This is a genomic window from Paenibacillus sp. lzh-N1, from assembly GCF_002872435.1.
Lineage (GTDB): Bacteria > Bacillota > Bacilli > Paenibacillales > Paenibacillaceae > Paenibacillus > Paenibacillus polymyxa_C.
This window is the reverse complement of the sequence record NZ_CP025696.1, coordinates 757663-777586: the sequence shown is the minus strand read 5'-3', so window position 1 is coordinate 777586 and position 19924 is coordinate 757663. Positions and strand designations below refer to the sequence as shown.

Annotated in this window: 17 protein-coding genes; 14 read left to right on the top strand and 3 right to left on the bottom strand. The window is 43.0% G+C overall.

The genetic code is table 11. The features are described 5' to 3' along the window. Nucleotides 1-4: 4 nt before the first annotated feature. Nucleotides 5-511 (bottom strand): hypothetical protein, encoded by a 507-nt coding sequence (locus tag C0638_RS03465; RefSeq protein WP_058710738.1) that lies wholly within the window; start codon nt 509-511, stop codon nt 5-7. Nucleotides 512-740: 229 nt separating this feature from the next. Between C0638_RS03465 and C0638_RS03460 the strand changes: the two genes are divergently transcribed. From C0638_RS03460 to C0638_RS03410, 11 genes are all read left to right on the top strand, one after another. Continuing rightward, nucleotides 741-1031 carry a YerC/YecD family TrpR-related protein gene (locus C0638_RS03460; protein WP_007428885.1) on the top strand — a complete coding sequence of 97 codons (291 nt, stop codon included), beginning with the start codon at nt 741-743 and terminating at the stop codon, nt 1029-1031. Then, nucleotides 1031-1819, top strand: a complete 789-nt coding sequence (locus C0638_RS03455; RefSeq protein ID WP_014599496.1) for a sirohydrochlorin chelatase — start codon at nt 1031-1033, stop codon at nt 1817-1819. The genes C0638_RS03460 and C0638_RS03455 overlap by 1 nt, the downstream gene beginning before the upstream one ends. Nucleotides 1820-1991: 172 nt before the next feature. Further along, nucleotides 1992-2873 (top strand): diacylglycerol kinase, encoded by an 882-nt coding sequence (locus C0638_RS03450; RefSeq protein WP_013369524.1) that lies wholly within the window; start codon nt 1992-1994, stop codon nt 2871-2873. 223 nt (nt 2874-3096) lie between these two features. Further along, nucleotides 3097-4854 (top strand): 23S rRNA (uracil(1939)-C(5))-methyltransferase RlmD, encoded by a 1758-nt coding sequence (gene rlmD, locus C0638_RS03445; RefSeq protein WP_058710737.1) that lies wholly within the window; start codon nt 3097-3099, stop codon nt 4852-4854. 13 nt (nt 4855-4867) lie between these two features. Beyond that, nucleotides 4868-5071: an N-6 DNA methylase gene (locus C0638_RS03440; protein ID WP_058710736.1), complete on the top strand. Its 204-nt coding sequence runs from the start codon at nt 4868-4870 to the stop codon at nt 5069-5071. A 355-nt stretch (nt 5072-5426) separates the two neighbouring features. Continuing rightward, nucleotides 5427-6416: a tRNA dihydrouridine synthase gene (locus C0638_RS03435; RefSeq protein WP_040102092.1), complete on the top strand. Its 990-nt coding sequence runs from the start codon at nt 5427-5429 to the stop codon at nt 6414-6416. A 55-nt stretch (nt 6417-6471) separates the two neighbouring features. Further along, nucleotides 6472-7041, top strand: coding sequence for an SF0329 family protein (locus C0638_RS03430; protein ID WP_040102091.1), 570 nt, complete (start codon nt 6472-6474; stop codon nt 7039-7041). 291 nt (nt 7042-7332) lie between these two features. After that, nucleotides 7333-7911, top strand: a complete 579-nt coding sequence (locus tag C0638_RS03425) for a hypothetical protein (protein ID WP_040102090.1) — start codon at nt 7333-7335, stop codon at nt 7909-7911. A 202-nt stretch (nt 7912-8113) separates the two neighbouring features. Continuing rightward, entirely contained in the window at nt 8114-10339 is a 2226-nt protein-coding gene (locus tag C0638_RS03420) for an MrcB family domain-containing protein (protein WP_058710735.1), read from the top strand. Further along, nucleotides 10311-12722, top strand: a complete 2412-nt coding sequence (locus tag C0638_RS03415) for a restriction endonuclease-like protein (RefSeq protein ID WP_058710734.1) — start codon at nt 10311-10313, stop codon at nt 12720-12722. Before C0638_RS03420 ends, C0638_RS03415 begins: the two co-directional genes overlap by 29 nt. A gap of 30 nt (nt 12723-12752) precedes the next feature. Next, complete coding sequence (locus C0638_RS03410; RefSeq protein WP_058710733.1) at nt 12753-13835, top strand: endonuclease NucS domain-containing protein; 1083 nt, start codon at nt 12753-12755, stop codon at nt 13833-13835. A 144-nt stretch (nt 13836-13979) separates the two neighbouring features. Here C0638_RS03410 and C0638_RS03405 read toward each other — a convergent pair whose 3' ends face one another. Next, nucleotides 13980-14921, bottom strand: a complete 942-nt coding sequence (locus C0638_RS03405; RefSeq protein ID WP_058710732.1) for an AraC family transcriptional regulator — start codon at nt 14919-14921, stop codon at nt 13980-13982. Nucleotides 14922-15148: 227 nt separating this feature from the next. Between C0638_RS03405 and C0638_RS03400 the strand changes: the two genes are divergently transcribed. The 3 genes from C0638_RS03400 (at nt 15149) to C0638_RS03390 (ending at nt 18877) form a co-directional block, all read left to right on the top strand. Further along, nucleotides 15149-16168 carry a glycoside hydrolase family 88/105 protein gene (locus tag C0638_RS03400; protein ID WP_058710731.1) on the top strand — a complete coding sequence of 340 codons (1020 nt, stop codon included), beginning with the start codon at nt 15149-15151 and terminating at the stop codon, nt 16166-16168. A gap of 12 nt (nt 16169-16180) precedes the next feature. After that, nucleotides 16181-18355 carry a 1,3-beta-galactosyl-N-acetylhexosamine phosphorylase gene (gnpA, locus tag C0638_RS03395; RefSeq protein ID WP_058710730.1) on the top strand — a complete coding sequence of 725 codons (2175 nt, stop codon included), beginning with the start codon at nt 16181-16183 and terminating at the stop codon, nt 18353-18355. A gap of 150 nt (nt 18356-18505) precedes the next feature. Further along, nucleotides 18506-18877, top strand: a complete 372-nt coding sequence (locus C0638_RS03390) for a hypothetical protein (RefSeq protein ID WP_225683773.1) — start codon at nt 18506-18508, stop codon at nt 18875-18877. Between the two features lie 91 nt (nt 18878-18968). Here the strand turns inward: C0638_RS03390 and C0638_RS03385 are convergent, their stop codons facing one another. Further along, a complete protein-coding gene (locus tag C0638_RS03385) occupies nt 18969-19907 on the bottom strand; it encodes a helix-turn-helix transcriptional regulator (RefSeq protein ID WP_058710729.1) in 939 nt (312 codons plus the stop codon). Nucleotides 19908-19924: the final 17 nt, after the last annotated feature.

Genomic DNA, 19924 nt, shown 5'->3' with positions numbered 1-19924 from the left:
CTGCCTACTTTCTTGTGCGCTTGCGCGGACGTCTGCGCGGGGTAGTATTGCTTTTGCGCTGTGTCTTTTTCCGGCGTCGGCGTGGCGGTGTATATTCATCCAGTTCCTCAGTAATTTCTGTTTTGGAATTTTTGCTTGCGTTTTTGTTGAATGCTGGGAGCGAGCCCATAATCAGTTTTGCCATCGGAGCAAATTGCTGCACGCTAGACATGATCTTTTGTACCTTGCCGACCGTAGCAACAATCCCGTCAATACCGCCCATACGGTCAATAATACCTTTAATATCGTTGAGATTACCAAGACCGCCAAGCAGCCCTCCTTTGGCTGGGGCGGGGTCTGGCGTGACCACGGCGGAATCTGTTATACTCGCTGGTGCCTCATAGGGCACCACGGCGGAGGAATCGACTTGCGGAACCTCGCTGTATGGATCGAGTCCAGGATAAGGAGTTGAACTATACGGATCGGAAATGGAACGCGTTTGCGCCCTCCGATGATAGTAATGTCCAGGCATGAGATCACATTCCTTTGCAGATTGATACTCTACTGTATGTTACAAACGCACAGTGGGTTTAGGCGCGTGTCCCGAAATTAGGTATAAAAGCGGATTTGGGCATTCGCACAGTATGTTTCTGTAGTCATGTAATGTTGTTCTGTAATGCGTGAAACCGTTAATGCTTGAAAAACTGACTATTTGTCGAGTACAATGAGGAGAGATTGTAACCTTTGGGAGATGATAATCTATGCAGCTTAAAAAGCTTAATGATAAAAGTATTGATCAATTGTTTGAAGCTATTTTAACTCTTAAAAATTTGGAAGAGTGCTATGTATTTTTTGATGATCTGTGCACAATTAATGAAATTCAATCCCTCTCCCAACGTCTGGAGGTTGCCCGTATGCTTGGCAAAGGCAGCACATATAATCAGATTGAAGCTGAGACAGGCGCCAGTACAGCCACCATTTCACGTGTTAAGCGTTGTCTGAACTATGGGAATGACGGGTATAAAATGACTCTGGAACGTCTGGGTCGCTAATGCGGAGCCCTGGGATACTAGTCATCAGCCATGGCTCTAGAGAGCCATATTGGGTGGAACAGGTGGATCAGGCAGTTGCAAAGCTTCAATTGCTGGAAGAAATGCCGGTAGAGGTTTCATTTTTGGAAACGGTTAAAGGAAGATTGATTCAAAATGGGATTGACCGTCTGGAAGCCTTGGGGGTAACAGATTTACTGGTTATTCCTTTGTTCGTGTCGTCAGGCAGTACGCATGTAGATGAAATTAGCTATGCGCTGGGAGTCAAAGCTGCGCCAGACAAAGAAACAGATTTGGAGCCGTTTCGATTGAAGGCACGTGTGCATTTTGGTAGCCCATTGGATGACGGCGAAGATGTTGCCCGCATGGTGTGGGACAAGGTTCGCCCGTTGTCGGTCGATCCTGCGCGCGAGGTCATTTTACTCGTAGGACACGGCAGCGCGCACAACGGCTTTCTTCAGCGCTGGGAGCAAGGGATTTCCTCGTTGGCTCGTACGGTGCAAAACGTGAGTGGCATCATTACGGACCACGCTTTGCTAAATCCTGAGGGTGTGCATGACAAGGCGGCGTACTGGAATCAGGAGCGGGGGCATGATGTTATTGTGGCACCGCTGTTTTTGAGTTCGGGATATTTTACAAGTCATATGATTCCTAAACGCTTACAGGGGCTGGATTACCGTTATTTAGGTGATCCTTTATTGCCGCATCCTTTGCTAACAAGCTGGATGGACAGACAGATTCGTGAACTGATGCAGAATATGCAGAAGCAAGCAAGGATCGATAATAAATAGACGGAATTCGGGCGCTAGTGTCTCAACCTGAAATTCCCTTATTTGGATAGTGACTGGCTTCTTTTATTGTAAAAGAGGCCTTTTTCCAGTATGATGATATTTTGTACAGACTGAATGTGATGAACTGCGATGTGAATATAAATATCATTAAATATACGGGTGGCGTAACGGAATGAAAAGAGCTAGATTAATCTACAACCCGACCTCTGGGCGTGAGGAAATGAAGCGTCGCCTTGCGGATGTCTTGCAGCGCCTGGATGAAGGTGGTATTGAGGCCTCTTGCCATGCAACTACAGGGGAAGGGGACGCAACGCGTGCCGCAACAGAGGCCGTTGAGCGTGGCTATGATATGATTATTGCCGCTGGTGGCGATGGTACATTGTATGAGGTCATTAACGGGATGGCTGAAAGGGAAAACCGCCCGCCTCTGGGTGTGTTTCCTCTAGGAACGACGAATGATTTTGCCAGAGCACTGGGCATTCCCAGGCATTGGGAGGATTATTGTGACCTCGTTATTCGTCAAAATCCGAAGCCGTTGGATATCGGAAAAGCCAATGACCGCTACTTTATCAACATCGCAGGCGGTGGAACTTTAACCGAGCTTACATATGAAGTTCCAAGCAAGCTCAAAACGATGATTGGCCAATTGGCCTATTATTTTAAAGGTATGGAGAAGATGGTCAGCCTTGCTCCACAGGAGCTGATCATCAAGGCATCGGGTCAGGAAGTGATCCACGACGAATTTATGCTTTTCCTAATCGCAAATACAAATTCGGTCGGCGGGTTTGAAAAGCTTGCTCCTGGGGCGACAATAGATGATGGACTGCTCGATGTCATCGCTGTGCGCAAATGCAATCTGGCGGAAATGATCCGCTTGGTTACACTTGCGCTGCGCGGAGAGCATATGCAGGACAAGAAAATCGTTTATTTCAGAACAGATTACATGGAAGTGACCTCACCTGGCTATGTTCAGCTTAATCTGGATGGCGAATTAGGAGGCACCTTGCCAGCGACCTTCCGAAATTTACCGCATCATTTGAATGTGTTCCGGTGAGGAAATCAACGGAAATAGTTCTGTTTTTGTTGATTTGAGCAGTTCGATATACAGAGCGTAGAGAAGATCGTTGTTTTTTGTAGGAAACATATCGGTCCTTGCCGTTCTCCGTGGGGAGTAACGGCATTTTCGAGTTGATGTTAAACGTCGTCTAGATGACGATTTGAATGATATGGCTGATTGAAGATAAGTGAGTAAAGAAGAACAGAAAGAAGTGACAACCATGACAAATAACCGTAGCGGACGTGGAAAAAGCCGCCGGAATACAGCAACAGCAACTCCAGTTCCAGGAAAGCAGCACAACAAGACCATGCAGGCGAAAAAAGACAGAGAACTGGAACAGTCACCAGTTGGAGCTGGGAATAGAATGCTTCGGGCTGGAACCGAAAATAAAAATGGAAATATGGACGATTTTCCTCGGAAAAAAGGGGAGAATGAACGAAAACCTCGTCGTTTTTCCAAAAATGAACGGAGTAACGACGGACGGAGTCAGGAAGCTTCCAATCGTAAACGGTCTAGTGCAGAGCGTAGCGATCTGCCTGTGCAAAAGAACGATGAGGCCGTGATAGACATCATCGGCATGAACCATGATGGCGAGGGTGTAGGGCGTGTCGAAGGGTTTACGCTGTTTGTTCCAGGCGCGTTACCGGGTGAAAAGGTACGGGTCAAGGTGCTGAAAACGAAAAAGCAGTACGGCTATGCCAAGCTGCTGGATATTGCGCAGGCTAGCCCCGACCGAATTGCAGCTCCGTGTGCCATCTATGATCAATGCGGCGGTTGTCAGCTCCAGCATATGAGCTACGAAGCGCAGCTGGGCTGGAAGCGGCAACATGTGGTGGATGTGCTGGAGCGTATAGGAAAGCTGAGTGTGACTACGGAGTCCAGTGAGCGTACTGCAGAGGTTTTGGCTGACTCTGCGGATGGAAATGCAGACCACATGTCGCGTGTACAAGGCGTAGTTGTGCATCCTACACTCGGTATGAGTGAGCCGTGGCGGTACCGCAACAAAGCACAGGTGCCGATTGGTGTCGCCGAGGGCGGGCTTGTCGGCGGTTTCTACGCACGTGGCAGCCATCGCATCGTGGATATGAATACCTGTCTCATTCAGGACGAGCGCAACGATGAAGTTGTCGCACGGGTCAAAGAGATTGGCCGAATGCTGGGCATCAGTGCATATAATGAAGAAACCGGGCGCGGGCTGTTGCGCCATGTCGTTGTGAAGACCGCTTTTCGCACAGGTGAAATGATGCTGGTCCTCGTCACAAATGGGCGAGATATTCCGCACGCAGATGCGTGGATCGGCAGTATTCGTGAGCATATCCCACACGTGGCAAGCATATGCCAGAACGTGAACACGAAGCGAACGAACGTTATTTTTGGCGACGAGACTCGTGTACTGTGGGGGCGTGACGTGATCTACGATTACATTGGAAACGTCCAGTTTGCGATTTCCGCGCGATCCTTTTATCAGGTGAATCCCGTACAAACGGAAGTGCTGTATAGCAAAACCGTCGAATATGCCGGGCTCACAGGCAAAGAAACGGTAATCGATGCGTATTGTGGCATCGGCACGATTTCTTTGTTCCTCGCTCAGCATGCGGACCAGGTGTATGGGGTCGAAATTGTCAAAGAAGCCATCGACGATGCACGGAGTAATGCGCTGTTGAACGAAATGCGTAATGTGAAATTTGAGGTAGGCGCGTCCGAGGACGTCATTCCCGCATGGAAAGAGCAAGGCATCACCGCCGACGTTATCGTCGTCGATCCGCCCCGCAAGGGCTGCGATCCACGCCTGCTCGACACCATTCTGGAGATGAAGCCAGAGCGTGTAGTGTATGTATCCTGTAATCCAAGCACACTGGCGCGGGATTTAAGGATATTGGAGGATGGCGGGTATAGTACAGTGGAAGTACAGCCTGTAGATATGTTTCCGCATACGGTTCATGTGGAGAGTGTTGCGCTGTTGGTCAGAAAAGACTAATAGTTAAGGTGTATTGGCGTTTGAAAAAGGTAAAAATCAAAACAAACTTACTGATAAAAACATCAATAAGATTATCGAAACGTACCGAAATCGTGTAGATGTTGATAAATATGCTCACGTGGCATCACTTGAAGAAATAGAGCAAGATAAACAAGAAATCGCTGAACTTGAAGCCAGAATCAATGAACAGCTGAAAATTTTGGGTATTGATGTGTAGAAATTGACGAAAAGGGTCAAGGATATTATTCCTCGGCTCTTTTTTTTAGCCATTCGCATGGGAACGGCGTAGGCTGGGGGAAGTTATGCCGTGCAGTATTTTTATGAACTGCGGCGCAGTACGTTATAGAAGATGGCAAGGAGGGGCGGCGCTCTTCCTTTTTTTGCGAGTCTTTTGGGGAGTATGCTCCTCTATTGAGTATGATATACTCATTTAGATGTCTATGCTTAACCTGCCGTTTGAACTACGTTGGTTAAACATGTTATATGTGAAGAAGAAGCAAGGACATGAACAGGTTAGCTTTACCATTTTGGGACCAAAGATTTGTCCTGGTAATTATAGAGGAGTTTTTGATATGACGAATAATTTTTGGCGTGATTTGCCACGACCTTTTTTTATACTGGCACCGATGGAAGATGTGACGGATGTTGTGTTTCGCCATGTCGTAAGTGAAGCAGCTAGACCGGATGTGTTTTTTACGGAGTTTGCGAATACAGAGAGTTATTGTCACCCGGAGGGGAACAAAAGTGTACGCGGGCGTTTGACTTTTACAGCGGATGAACAGCCCATGGTGGCCCATATCTGGGGAGATAAGCCGGAATATTTCCGTGAAATGAGCATCGGTATGGCAAAAGAAGGCTTCAAAGGCATCGATATTAATATGGGTTGTCCTGTAGCGAATGTAGCCGAGAATGGGAAGGGAAGCGGCCTGATCTGCCGTCCCGAAATCGCAGCGGATATCATTCAGGCCGCCAAAGCCGGGGAACTGCCCGTTAGTGTAAAAACAAGGCTCGGTTTCACTGCCGTAGACGAATGGCGCGACTGGTTGACCCATATTTTGAAACAAGACATTGTGAATTTGTCCATTCATCTGCGGACAAGAGAGGAAATGAGCAAAGTAGACGCTCACTGGGAACTGATTCCGGAGATTAAGAAACTTCGTGATGAGGTAGCACCAGATACACTGCTGACCATTAACGGAGATATTCCGGACCGTCAGACCGGCTTGAAGCTCGCTGAGCAATATGGAGTGGACGGCATTATGATTGGGCGTGGTATTTTCCAGAATCCATTTGCGTTTGAGAAGGAGCCGAAGGAACACAGCAGTGAGGAATTGCTTGAACTGCTGCGGCTTCATCTAGATCTCCATGATCATTATTCAGCACAGGAGCCACGTTCGTTCAGCCCTCTCGCCCGCTTCTTCAAAATATATGTCCGTGGATTCCGAGGGGCAAGTGAACTCAGAAGCAGCTTAATGAATGCCAAATCAACAAGTGAAGTGCGTACATTGCTTGATGAGTTTGGAAGTAAGGATCATGATGAGGTAGAGGAACGTGGAATTTAAATTGCCAAGTTGGAGGACGGGTTGTTAGTAGGCTTTGAGAACATAGGAGGAATATATGTCCTGGAGTAAATTGAAGCAACAACTGGAGAGCTTCCTTTCTCCTGCGTTAGACGGTAGGGTCGAATACCGGGCAACCAGTTACCGTTATTTGCCTGATAAATCTGGAGTTTGTTATATTGCTGTAGATAAGAAGAACATACTCAATATGAATGATATAACTAGTCCAATCAAATGGTACCAGTCGGAGTTGGAAATCAAGAATGATCCAGAGATCCAAGTTCCTATCAGCAATGAAGAAATTGAAACGATCAGAAAAGATACTAATGGGAACGTTCCGGAGGATCGTCTACAAGTAATAGCAAGAGGTAGAAAAATTTCAGAACATGCAAAGGAGCTTTTGTCAGCACAGGCCTCATTAAGCAAGTCTAATTTTAATGTTGTAGCTAATAAGTTTTTAACTACTTCTATAGAAGACAGCTTAGAGAGTAATGATATTTTATTGAATATTCTAGCTTTAGTGGACAGACGAGTAGGAAAAAAGCGAATATTAAACATGACCGAGAAGATGAAGTTAAAGCATCCCATTGTGCAGTATTTTTATGAACTACGGCGTAGTACATTATGAAAAAAAATTAACATTCAATGAAAAGTATTCTTTAGCCAAAACCGGATTCTCCCTGAAAATAAAGGTAGTATGATAAGAGAACGGAAACGATAACCAATGAATGAATTATTAAATTTATTCTTACCTTATTATTAAATAAAAGATAATAATTGATAAGATACCAAGGATTCCTTAGAAGGAGTCCTTTTTAAATTTCATCAAAGTTAATGATTTTCAGTCCCTTAAAATGATATTATTTACGCATAGGCTAATAATCCTATCAATTCTAATGTAGTGTGCGGGAGAAAACAAATGAATGCAAATTTTGGAGAAGAATTGGTGTATTGGTATCTTAGATTAAACGGCTTCTTTCTTATTAATAATTTTGTTTTACATCTAAATAGTGAGGGAAGGACATCCGACGCAGATTTGTTAGCTGTTCGATTACCATATGTATATGAAGAAACAGGCGGTAGGTTAGAGGATTGGGATCCGTTGTTACTTTCTTACTTCGAGCCAGGGAAAACAATAGGAATTATTTGCGAAGTAAAAACAGGTCTCAACTTTAACACCAATAAAATTTTTCAAGATTATAATGTGAATAAGTCTGTCCAAAGAATTGGATTTACGAGTAACGAGTTAGATTACCAAGAAATTTTTGATAACTCTATGGTTAGTTTTGGAGATTATCAGATAGCCAAGCTGCTAGTAACAAGAAAACTTCATAATCCCAAAAGTGATTGCTTACATATCAAAATGGTTCACATTAGAAGTTTCCTACGGGAAAGGATGCATAAATATATGGACCGGAAGTTGGGAGATCGTATGTTTTTTTCTTCTTCATTACTTCAATATTTAATATGGGATGAAAGTTTAAAAATGAATCGGTGAGATTCAAAAAGTGGTTCTTCTTCCGTGCTGAATACGAAAGATGTTTCAAAGGATATGCATAAAAGGAAACGGTCTTGTTTTTTAGTTGCTTCTTTAATCTGGAATTTAAAGTTTTCCCTATCATGCCGATAAAGAAAGGATAAAGGTACTTTTTCTCGAATTATGTCTAATATAAGTTAATGCACATTCTTGGAGGAACACCATGTTACCCGACGAACTTTCTAACATTTTCCGAAATAAACAAAAGTCTTATAAGATGGTTCTGATCCTGTCCCTCATCGACGAATATGAAGAGAACCACAATCTAGTATTTCCGCTCAACAAAATTGCTGAGCGTTTTTTGGCGTATTACCGACATCATAGCAGTGCAGAGAATCCAGTGGATGCCCCGCCGCAGAGAGAAGCTTCAAGCTGGAATGATTATACGTTAGCCCAGACGAAGACACTGCTTAAAACACCGATAAATGCGTTATCATCGATACTTGAATTCAACAACGATCAGCAAGCCATTACTTTTAAGTCATCCATTAAGAATGAGCTTAATGACAATGTAATTCAGGAATTAAAAGCATATGCGTTAGACGAATTAGACGGCTACAATAATCAACTAGCAGCTAACCAACAAGGAGCCACCTTTTCACTGCAAAATACTTTAACTGAAATTTTAAATAGTTACCTACACGCCAAAACACAAACTTTTGCTAATCATCCCTTAGGTGTGCTGTTTCGACAAACTATACCGGAACAACTAAGGAAGCTGCCCTTTATTGATGATAACTATAAAATCCAAGGCTCTATTGGTCAGGGGAACTGGGCTAACATACCCTGGATTGCTATCATGGATAAGCGAATTACAGGAACAACACAGCAAGGCCAGTATATCGTTTATTTATTTTCAGAGGATATGAGGAATGTTTATCTAACTTTAGCCCAGGGGGTGACCCTTCCTATCAAGGAATGGGGCAGAAAAGAGGCCTACCAATATTTCGAGCAAAAGGTCACCGAAATGCGAGATCAGCTTCCACTTCAAAGCATGCAAAAGGATGATAACATCCACTTAACAACAAGCGGTTTAGGACGGGATTATCAAGTATCCACGGTTGCTTATGTGCGTTATGATCGGGACTCTATCCCAGATGATGATCAACTATTGGCCGATTTAGAAAATGTAATGAACAACTATAAGCTTTACGTGGACAGCCTGACACAAGAGCCAGTAGAAGAGAATGAGCCTACTTTCGAATATGAGGAGCTAGAGCCATTGGATCCATTAACGGTGTCGCCGCGAGTTGAGCAAATCAAAGCTTATATCGAGCAAAGAGGATTTCATTATCCAACGGGGCTAATTGAGAACCTGTATTTATCTCTGAAGACTAAACCATTCGTCATTCTAGCTGGAGTATCCGGTACAGGCAAAACGAAGCTTGTTAAGCTATTTGCTGAGGCACTTGGTGCGACTGGGAGTAACCATCAATTCACGTTGATTCCAGTAAGGCCGGATTGGAGTGATCCGTCTGATCTTTTGGGCTACAAAGATTTATCAGGAGCTTTTCGTCCGGGCCGTTTAGCGGAAGTATTGGTAGAAGCCTCACAGCCAGAAAACCGACATAAGCCTTTTTTTATATGTCTGGATGAGATGAATTTGGCTAGGGTAGAGTATTATTTTAGTGATTTGCTAAGTATCATCGAAACCCAAGAATGGAATAACAATCGAATTGTGACTTCACCGTTAATTAACCGAGATTCCTTAAGGTCAGAGGATCAGTCGATCTATGGGGATCTATATTTGCCAGATAACGTGTATTTGATTGGAACAGTCAATATGGATGAGACTACGCATCCTTTTAGCAAAAAGGTGTTAGATCGTGCCAATACGATTGAATTTAACTACATCAATTTACAGCAGTATCCAAACGATTATCGGGCAGAGCAACAAGAAATGATAGTGGCCGATAATCAATTTTTACGCAGTGAGTATTTACAGTTGGTGGACATGTACCGGGATTATAGTGATTTGGTACATAAAACGACAGAGAAGCTCGTGAAGATCAACCATATCCTAGAAGAGATTCATGCTCAGGTCGGATTTCGGATTAGGGACTCCATTTGTTTTTATATGGTGTATAATCAACGGTTTCAATTACTTACTGAGGATGAAGCGTTTGATTTGCAGCTTCTTCAGAAAATACTTCCGCGTGTCCAGGGTAGTAGCTTATCTGTGAAACGGGTGTTACTGCAATTGATGCAAGGAGCGCTAGGGAAGTCTTTAGTAGTAAATGATCTTATTGAAGATGCTTCAGACCTCTACCAGAAATGGAGCTCCAGTCAAGGAGAAGAAGATGCGAAGCATCCTCAAACTGCTAAAAAAATTGCCTTCATGTTACGGAGGTTGGAGGAAGATGGATTTACCTCATATTGGCTCTCTTAGTCAGAGCGTTGAGCTTCTTCGTGTCGAGACGAATCTATTTAATTTATATATTCAAGGCAAGCCGTTTCATCCGACGGTGGAGTTTTTGCAGCTTCACCGCACCGAGGAAGGGAAATGGGTGGATACCTCATTGCAGGTGTCTACTCTGTCTGCGGTTCTATCTATTGAAAAGGTATCTGTATTTACTCCTCAATTAGGCGAATTGTCACCATGGCAAACAGGTGACCCAAGCTACCCGATCTTTTTCGAGACGCAGTCTTATGAGCTAATTATTGAGAAAAAGCAGGATATAGCGTTAACCTTTCACCATGAGAATGTAAACTTACGTCAAGCGATTAAGCCCCTCGGTAAAACGATTTTATCTGGTATTCTTAACTTTCAAAATGAAGTCGGACTATCCGATTTGGAGCTAAGATGGAATGGGCAGCCGATTTGTCAGCTTCAGCTCGAGATATTTCCAGCAAAGATGGATTACAAAAATGATTACCAAATGATCCTGAAAGATGTGAACCAGCAGATTTATAATCTATCCTTTGACTTTTTACGAAAAACCTACAATCTGACGGGTCTAAAAGAGACACGTAATCAAAGTCTAACTGAGTTTTTTACCATCCTTCAGCATGTGTTCGACCAGCTTGTTCAAGCTGTGGAGCGGATTAAGGCTTCTCCGCATACTAAGCTAGTGAAAGAGGAGCGAATTGTAGAAGCTGCTCGAGCGAAGAGGGTGGGCAAAGAGAACGTTCCTTTTATAACTAAACGTCCCCATCTGTTAGTGCCGGATGAGAGGCTTGGCTTTGTATTGTTAAACAACCAAGGCTATTACCCAAGTCATGTATTGGAGACGAAACGGCAAATTAGCTACAACACGATGGAGAATCGCTTTGTACGTTGGGTGCTGCTCCGTATTTCGAGCAAGTTGAAGGATATAAAAGCACGATTGATGAAAAAGGGCCGCTTACAAGATCCATTGCTAGCGAAGCGGTTGGAATTTATGCAAACACAAATAAAGCGTCTATTGAACCTGGATTTTCTAAAGGTTGGCGAAATGAGGCAATTGTCGATCTCTTTGGTGTTACAAATGGCACCGGGGTATCGGGAAGTGTACCGGAATTATTTGATGCTTATGAAGGGCTTGTCCATTCAAAATGACCTCTTCCGTATTTCCATGAAGGACTTAGCACAGCTATATGAATATTGGTGTTTTCTTAAAATCCATGATCTTCTTAGCCGGAAGTATGAGCTTCTCACCCAAGATATGATTAGGGTTGATCGCAGGGGCTTGTTTGTAACCCTGGATAAAACACAGAAAGCCAAGATGGTATATCGAAACCCGGCCAATGGGGAGGTATTCACCCTTTACTACAACACATTACCTAAAGGCGATCATAGCGAAACACTGGGGCAACAGCCGGACAATGTTCTTACACTGAAGAAAAATGAAGCTGCGGTGGAATATAAGTATATCTTTGATGCCAAATATCGCTTGAATCCTGGGTATGAGGGAACGTCGTATTTCAGAAATTACAAGATGCCGGGTCCCGAGGAAGATGACATCAACACGATGCATCGCTATCGGGATGCTATAGTGTACACAGATGCACATAGCCGGGAGCTGGAACGAAGCATGTTTGGTGCTTATGTGTTGTTCCCATATCATGATGAGGAACGGTTTCAAGAACATAAATTTTACAAAAGTATTGAGTTAATTAATGTTGGGGCATTTCCATTTTTACCGAACTCAACAAAGCTGATGGAAGCTTTCTTGGATGAGATTATCATGGATAGTCCTGAGAAAGCCTATGAGCGTTCTACCCGGCCGCGGGGGACGAAGAGTTATTATCAGAACAAAATGAGCGGCAAAAATGTTATGGTTGGTTCGTTGCGGGAAAAGGTGCAGTTAGATTTAGCATTAAAGCACGGATTTTACCATATGCCCTTGGAAAATATCTCTGACCACAAACTATTAACACAGCTAGAATATGTTGCTCTCTATCAATCACGAAGTCAGTTTTTATCCACAGGCGAAACCGGGATTCACTGGTATGGGAAAGTGGTTGACTGGAAGGTAATGCGGCGTAAAGAAATCACTGAACGTCCTTACAGGCGAGGTACGGAAGATAAACTATATGTGAAATTTACGGTGGAGAAATGGATGAAGAGGGACAAGCCGATTGTTTCTGGTGGACGAGGAATTTATACGGTGCTGTATACGTCGAAGTATATGTTTGACCGTGCAGCGGAGATTGCTGAACTCAAATTGGAAACAGAAGAGGACCTGGTGCAGTGGCGCGAGCAGAGACGTTTAGGTACAGTTAAAGTGGATTTGAATCATGAGCAGGTAGACTTGGCTAGTAAGGTGTTGGGGGTCCGACTTAAGGAGTGAGGAAAGCATGCAAACAAGGAGAGAACTGGAATGCCGATCGAACTAGGAATTTGGAAGATTAATGGAGCTGTCGAGAAAATTCATTTTTCTAGTATGGAGACCGAACGTAAGCTCGAAGATGTTATCACACATGATATTAGCATCATCGATCCTTCGTTATTATTAATTGGGAGACAGATCAATACAGCCTTTGGTAAATTCATTGATATCCTTGCAATGAACTCGGAAGGGAATCTAGTCATTATCGAATTAAAACGTAATAAAACGCCACGAGAAGTAGTTGCACAGACACTGGATTATGCCTCGTGGGTTCAACAGTTGAATTATACGGATATCATTGAGATCTATAGTGAGAGAAATCCGGGAAAGCAATTGGAACAAGATTTTGTAGACTATTTTCAAACCGACCTACCTGAAACTTTGAACGAACTCCATCAATTGATTATCGTGTCAGCAGAATTGGATCCAGTAACAGAACGAATCATTAACTACTTAACGAACTTCGGTGTCCCGATTAATGCACTCTTTTTTCATTATTTTAAAGACGGAGATAATGAATATCTGGCCAGAAACTGGCTCATTGATCCCAACAAAGTTGAGGTTAAAACATCTAATGTGACGACGAATAAAACAGGAAAGGCTCCATGGAACGGGAAAGATTTTTATATCTCTTTGGGAGACGGTGATTATCGGAACTGGGAGGATTGCAGACGATACGGTTTTATTTCGGCTGGCCAAGGAAAATGGTACAGCAGATCGCTGAATCTTCTAAAGCCAGGTGCCAGGATTTTTGCATGTATTCCTAAGGTGGGGTATGTTGGTGTCGGAATCGTGCAAGAGGAAGTAGTACCCATAAAGGAGTTTCAAGTGATGGTAAATGGAGTAAATATACCACTGCTTGATGCTGATATACATGTAAGAATGGATACAGATGTCGATGACCCCGATTTATGCGAATATGTTGTACGAGTGAAATGGGTCAAGACTGTTTCTAAACAGGAGGCGATCTGGGAGAAAGGGATGTTTGCGAATCAGAATTCTGCCTGTAAATTGAGAAACCAGTTTACGATTGAACGTCTTACGGAGCATTTTCGACTGGAGGAAGAGAATTAATAATAAATATGTCTCTTTCATTAAAAATGAAATTGATTTGGTTATCCTTATTCAAGGATCTTTCCTGGTTGCCGCAATGTCCTACGTCACCCACTATGATATTTGGCGGGAACTGGACGCGCTGCTGGATTCAGTTTGGCAAAATTAAACCCACCCCTTAAACTCCAGTATGGACGCTTTCGCCGATTGTGCTTCGGATTGCGCTCCTTTACGCCATTCTTTAGGCGGCTCTCCCATAAGCTTAGAGAAGCATCGGTTGAAGCTGGAAATGGAACGATAACCGACTTGCTCGGAGATGGAAAGAATGGAGTCATCTGTGCTTTTTAACTGCTTGCAGGCCTCTTCGATTCGGGTGCTGTTTAGGAAATCAAGAGGCGACGTTCCCATAATCTCATGAAATTTTCGGCGAAAATGAGTTGTACTTAAATGGCATAGATCAGCCAAAAAATCAATGTTAACAGGTGTCATATAATTTTTAGTGATGTACTCCAAAGCCGGGGAAATGGCAAAATCGCTTTTCCGGCTATGTACTGTTTCTGCATCTTTCAATGATTCATTCCTGGAGTGAATTCTGAGAAGTTCTATATAAAGGGATAACAATAAGCCGTAGGCGCTTTCCTGATAGTAAGGATTCTGTTGTTGTAACTCCTCTACGATCGAAGTCGCAAGTGTATACACCTTGGGATGCTGCTCCTTGTTTAATATACAGTTCGTTCCCTTCATCACCCACAAATTGGGCTCAAAGTTTCTGTAAGCGCTTTTAAAGGAATGTTGGAAAAGGTCCTCTGGCGAAAAAAAGATATAAGACCAAAGGCTGGCTGTATTTGGCGAACTATACGTGGTGTGAGGAAGATACCTGGGAATGAAAGTTACATCCCCGGCTTTGAAGGGGACAGATTCTCCTTTGATCTCCATGAAGCCGCTATCCGAATAGCAAATACCAATCTCCAAATGGTTATGAAAATGGAGATGCTCACTTTTAATATCTGAAATCTTCCAACGTTCACCGCTTAACAGCAAGACAGGGAAGTTTATAGGCAAGCTGTAATGTCGGTATTCTATAATGGGCTTCTTTTTTCTGGGCATATTCGATACTCCCATAACTTGGATTTGAGTAGATTATAGGTCAACGCTATGTCAAGTTTAGCCAGCAGGTATACATAAATGATCGAAATTGCGCAGTTTTGTTGCGAATGTGCTTAGATTGAGACTATTTTACTGCGTACAATGGAATAAGTAAAGCGTTTCCAAAACAGTGACGAACCGCTCTCAAGCGCCTTTGGGGGCGTGTGCACTAGGAGAGGGGAATAACAATGCTTCAATTAAATTATGACAAGGAAGAAATATTAAGAGTCATCGACAAAGTCGTCAGAAAAACCATGGCGATGGATTTAACATGGGATTGGCCCTGCGGTGTGGCTTATTATGGTGTATCCAGAGCCTATACCCAAACAGGGAATAAAGAGTATCTAAATATGCTTGTCCAGTGGGCAGATGAATACATCGAGCTGGGTCTGCCGCACTGGACGGTAAATACATGTGCCATGGGCCATATGCTGATCACATTGTATGAAGAAACAGGGGACCAGAAATATTGGGATATTGTGATGAGCAAGGTGGATTACATCCAAAACCATGCTCTCAGGTTCGGAGACCATGTTCTGCAGCATACGGTATCCGTTGCTAATGATTTTCCAGAACAGGCATGGGCAGACACGTTGTTTATGGCGGCATTCTTTCTGCTGCGTGTAGGAACCAAATTAAAGGACGAGAAAATGATCCAGGATGCCTTAAATCAATATTACTGGCATATCAAATACCTGCAAGATCCTAGTAGCGGCTTCTGGTACCATGGCTACAACAATGTCAAACAGGATCACATGTCCGGATTTTTCTGGGGAAGAGCGAATGCTTGGGGAGCATTTACCATGTCGCAAGTCAAAATTCATTTGAAAGACTGGTATTTGTATCCGCCGTGTATGGACGTGGAGTGTTCCCTTCGGGATCAACTGGCGGCACTGAAAGGTGTTCAAACAGAGAACGGCTTATGGCGTACGGTACTGGATGACGAGGAGTCCTATGAAGAAGTATCTGCATCTTGCGGTATTGCGGCGGCCATGATCAATAACGGCAATCCACTGCATACCAAATACGTGCAAAAGGCATTGGAGGGCATCTTAAACCATATTAGCGAAGACGGACGGGTATTGGGTGTATCGGGCGGCACGGCGGTTATGAAAGATCGTGAAGGGTATCGCAATATTCCAAAAGACTGGATTCAGGGCTGGGGACAAGGCTTAGCGTTGGCTTTTCTATCCGATATGTTGAATTAGGAGGGATCGAAGTTGTCTAAACAAAAAACGGGGGCCTTTACGCTACCAGGAGAATCTGGTTATGAGGCGCTGACCCTGAAATTAGCTGAACGATGGGGCGCTGATGTCATCCGTGACAGTGACGGCACGCAGTTGTCCGATGAGATTATAAACGCTGGATACGGCATTTATTCTACAATTTGTATCATCAGAGATCATAACAAGTGGGCGTCCCGCAATCTGGATAAGCTGCAACAGTGTTTTTTAATGACGAATCCGAAGGTAGCTGTACAGGATTATGTATCCATCTATCTGATGGAGGATTTTTTTGCAGAACAATTCAAAGTGAATGATTCTAAAGAGGCGCTTAACTACTGGCAGGTTTTTGACAGAACGACCGGGGAAGAAGTTCCAAGAGAACAATGGAATTATGAAAGGGAATCCGGAAATGTGGTCATTACCGGAATTGCTCCTTGGCATAAATACACGGTAAGCTTCATGGCCTACCGGATCTGGGAAGAGATTTCCATGTACAATCACACCACGAATCATTGGGACAAAGAGCATTTAATGCAGATTGATCCCATGTATACAGAAACGCAACAGTATCTGCTGGATTGGATGGAGGATTGGTGTCTTCATCATAAGGAAACCACGGTTGTCCGGTTTACCTCCTTATTTTATAACTTCGCCTGGATTTGGGGCAGCAATGAGCGCAATCGCCATCTGTTCTCTGATTGGGGGTCATACGATTTTACGGTAAGCTCAAGAGCGCTGGATCTATTTGCCAAGAGATATAGGTATTCGATGACTGCCGAGGATTTTGTGAATGGCGGGAAGTATCGCGTCACACATATCCCGGCTGAGCAGCGCAAGCTGGACTGGATGGCATTTATCAATGATTTTGTAATCGAATTTGGCAAGAAATTAATTGATATTGTGCATCAGCACGACAAGCTGGCCTATGTGTTTTATGATGACAGTTGGGTTGGTATGGAGCCTTATAATGACCGTTTTCAAGAGTTTGGATTTGACGGGTTGATTAAATGTGTGTTCTCAGGTTATGAGGCGAGGCTGTGTTCAGGTGTGAAAGTGAATACGCATGAGATTCGGCTGCATCCCTACTTATTTCCGGTTGGCTTAGGCGGGCTTCCTACCTTTATGGAGGGGGGCGACCCCACGCTGGATGCCAAAAAGTATTGGATTAATATCCGGCGCGCCCTGTTGAGGGAGCCTATTGACCGGATTGGACTGGGTGGATATTTGCATCTTGTAGAGCCTTACCCGGATTTTTGCGATTACATCGAAAAGATTGCCAATGAATTTAGAGAAATCAAAGAACTGCATCATGAAGGCAAACCCTATCACATGAAGACGAAAGTAGCTATTCTGCACAGCTGGGGAAAATTGAGATCGTGGACCTTGTCTGGCCATTTCCACGAAACGTATATGCATGATTTGATTCATATCAATGAGGCTTTATCCGGATTGCCGGTTGAAGTTCAGTTCATCGATTTTGAAGATATCCGTCAGGGAATACTACAGGATTGTGATGTAGTCATCAATGCAGGCTCTGCCGGTACAGCATGGAGTGGTGGACAGCATTGGAATGACAACCAGTGTGTGGACTTACTGACCCAATGGGTTTATGAAGGTGGTACCTTTATTGGCATCAATCAGCCTTCGGCGGTAGAAGGTCACGACAGCTTTTTTAGAATGGCACATGTTCTCGGTTTGGATGAGGATACAGGCTCCAGGGTAGGTCATGGAAGATGGACATATGAGGTTAGGGATGAGCATGGTTTGGTGCCTGAAGGGGCAAGTATAACGCCAAAGAATAGGATTTATCTTACGGATGGGTCAGCTGCAATAGCGGGTGAAACGAATGGAATGATAACACTATCCACTCATGCCTTCGGTAAAGGAAAGGGAATTTACCTTCCTTCATTCGAATTCAGCTGGGAAAACACAAGACTGCTGCTGAATATAATCCGTTTTGCGGACAATGAGTTAAATGAAACGAAGTACATTACGGATAACCTATACACGGAGTGTGCTTATTATCCAGAAAGTAAAATGTTGGTTGTTATTAACAATAGTGATCAACTGCAAAGAACAACGATTGAAACGGACTATGGCAAACAAACCATGGAATTAGAGCCATATGACACCATGATAACCCATATCGGCTTAACAAAATCGGTATAGGAAATAAGAAGTAGCGGTATCAAGCCCTCCTTTTTTTAAGGAAGGGCTTTTTGTTTCAACATCTCCAAAAAATCCAGCCAATTTACCGGGGATTTTGTCCATTCAAAAGTATTTAGTCCTTCATTAACTATAAGTATAACAATGAAGGAGATGATTTTTTTGCGAAAGGCAACTTTAGTGAAAATTAGAAAAGCGGAAGCAAAATTGGGGAAAAAACTGAAAAAAAGAAGCCATGTGGTTATGAATGTTAGAAAAGCCATTCGTGTAACTCAACTTGGAGATGGATTCGCACGTTTCACTTTCGCTCCGGTCACTCTTTCTCCCAATAGCTTTAGAAGCACTACGATTAACGGTAACGACTACAACCTGATTAGCGGCTCATGGACTTTCTCTGGAAATGAACAAGGTTTTCTTCTCAATAATTATTCCGCAGCCGAAGACAGATGGGTATTTACTGCATGGAATCCAAGTGGATTCACAAGAACGGTATCCTATGCTGTTATCGCCAAACGGAAGCCATAATTTCAATGTCATTGTTGGCAGGGAAAAGGAGCTTGAGGCTTCTTTTTCTTGCTAAAATGTAGAGAATCTTTGGAACAAACCTTCGATGATTTTATAATTTTTGATAGTGGTTTAAGAGGTGCTCAACTCTCTCCTTAATAATCTGTTTTAAAGATTCAGGCTTTACTGATCGTACATAATGACCATATCTCATAAAATAATGAGCGATAAACTCCTCCTCTCCAGGATTATAGAATCCTTTGATGACTGTTTTATGACCCTGCTGTATTTTCATAGAGGGATAATGTTCTTTATAAAAAATATCCTTGGCTTGTTCTACAATTTCTACTTCAAAGTCAATGCTCTTCTCAGATTGATACATTTCTAATGAACGATTAAGGAGTTCATCTATCGAAAAGTGAGAATGGATGTCCTCTTCTTCTACCAAGGTGATTCGATCACATCTGAAAACCCTATACTTATTCGTATTTAACTCTATTCCAGTTGCGTACCATTGGCCAAACTTAGCGGAAATCTTGAAAAATTGAACATGGTAACTTTTATTCTGGTTATTTTTTGAATATTTAACCTTACAGTACGTCTCATTAAGAATACTGGTTAGTATTTTGTCCAAATAGAGACTAACATGATTATGTTGATATATTTCAAATTGTAGAACCTTTTTCATTTTATGAATCTGGTTTATTTGTATTTTAGAAAGACAGTGTTCAAACTTTTCATTAAGTTTATTAACACTTAAATGAAATGGTGTAGATTGATAAGCTTCTAACGTCAACATTGCAAAGTACAGAGCATATACTTCATCCATCGTAAAAATAATAGGGGATAACAATCTATTTTTTAAGATACCATATCGTCCATGTCGGCCATGTTCCGAATAAATAGGCATACCTAATTGTTCTAATGAACTAATATCACGTAAGGCTGTACTTTTTGAAATATGGTATTTATCCATGAGATCATTTAAATTAAAGTACTCTCGACTGTTTAAGTACCTGATCATGTCATTTAATCTTTCGGATTTCTTCATACATAAATCTCCTTATA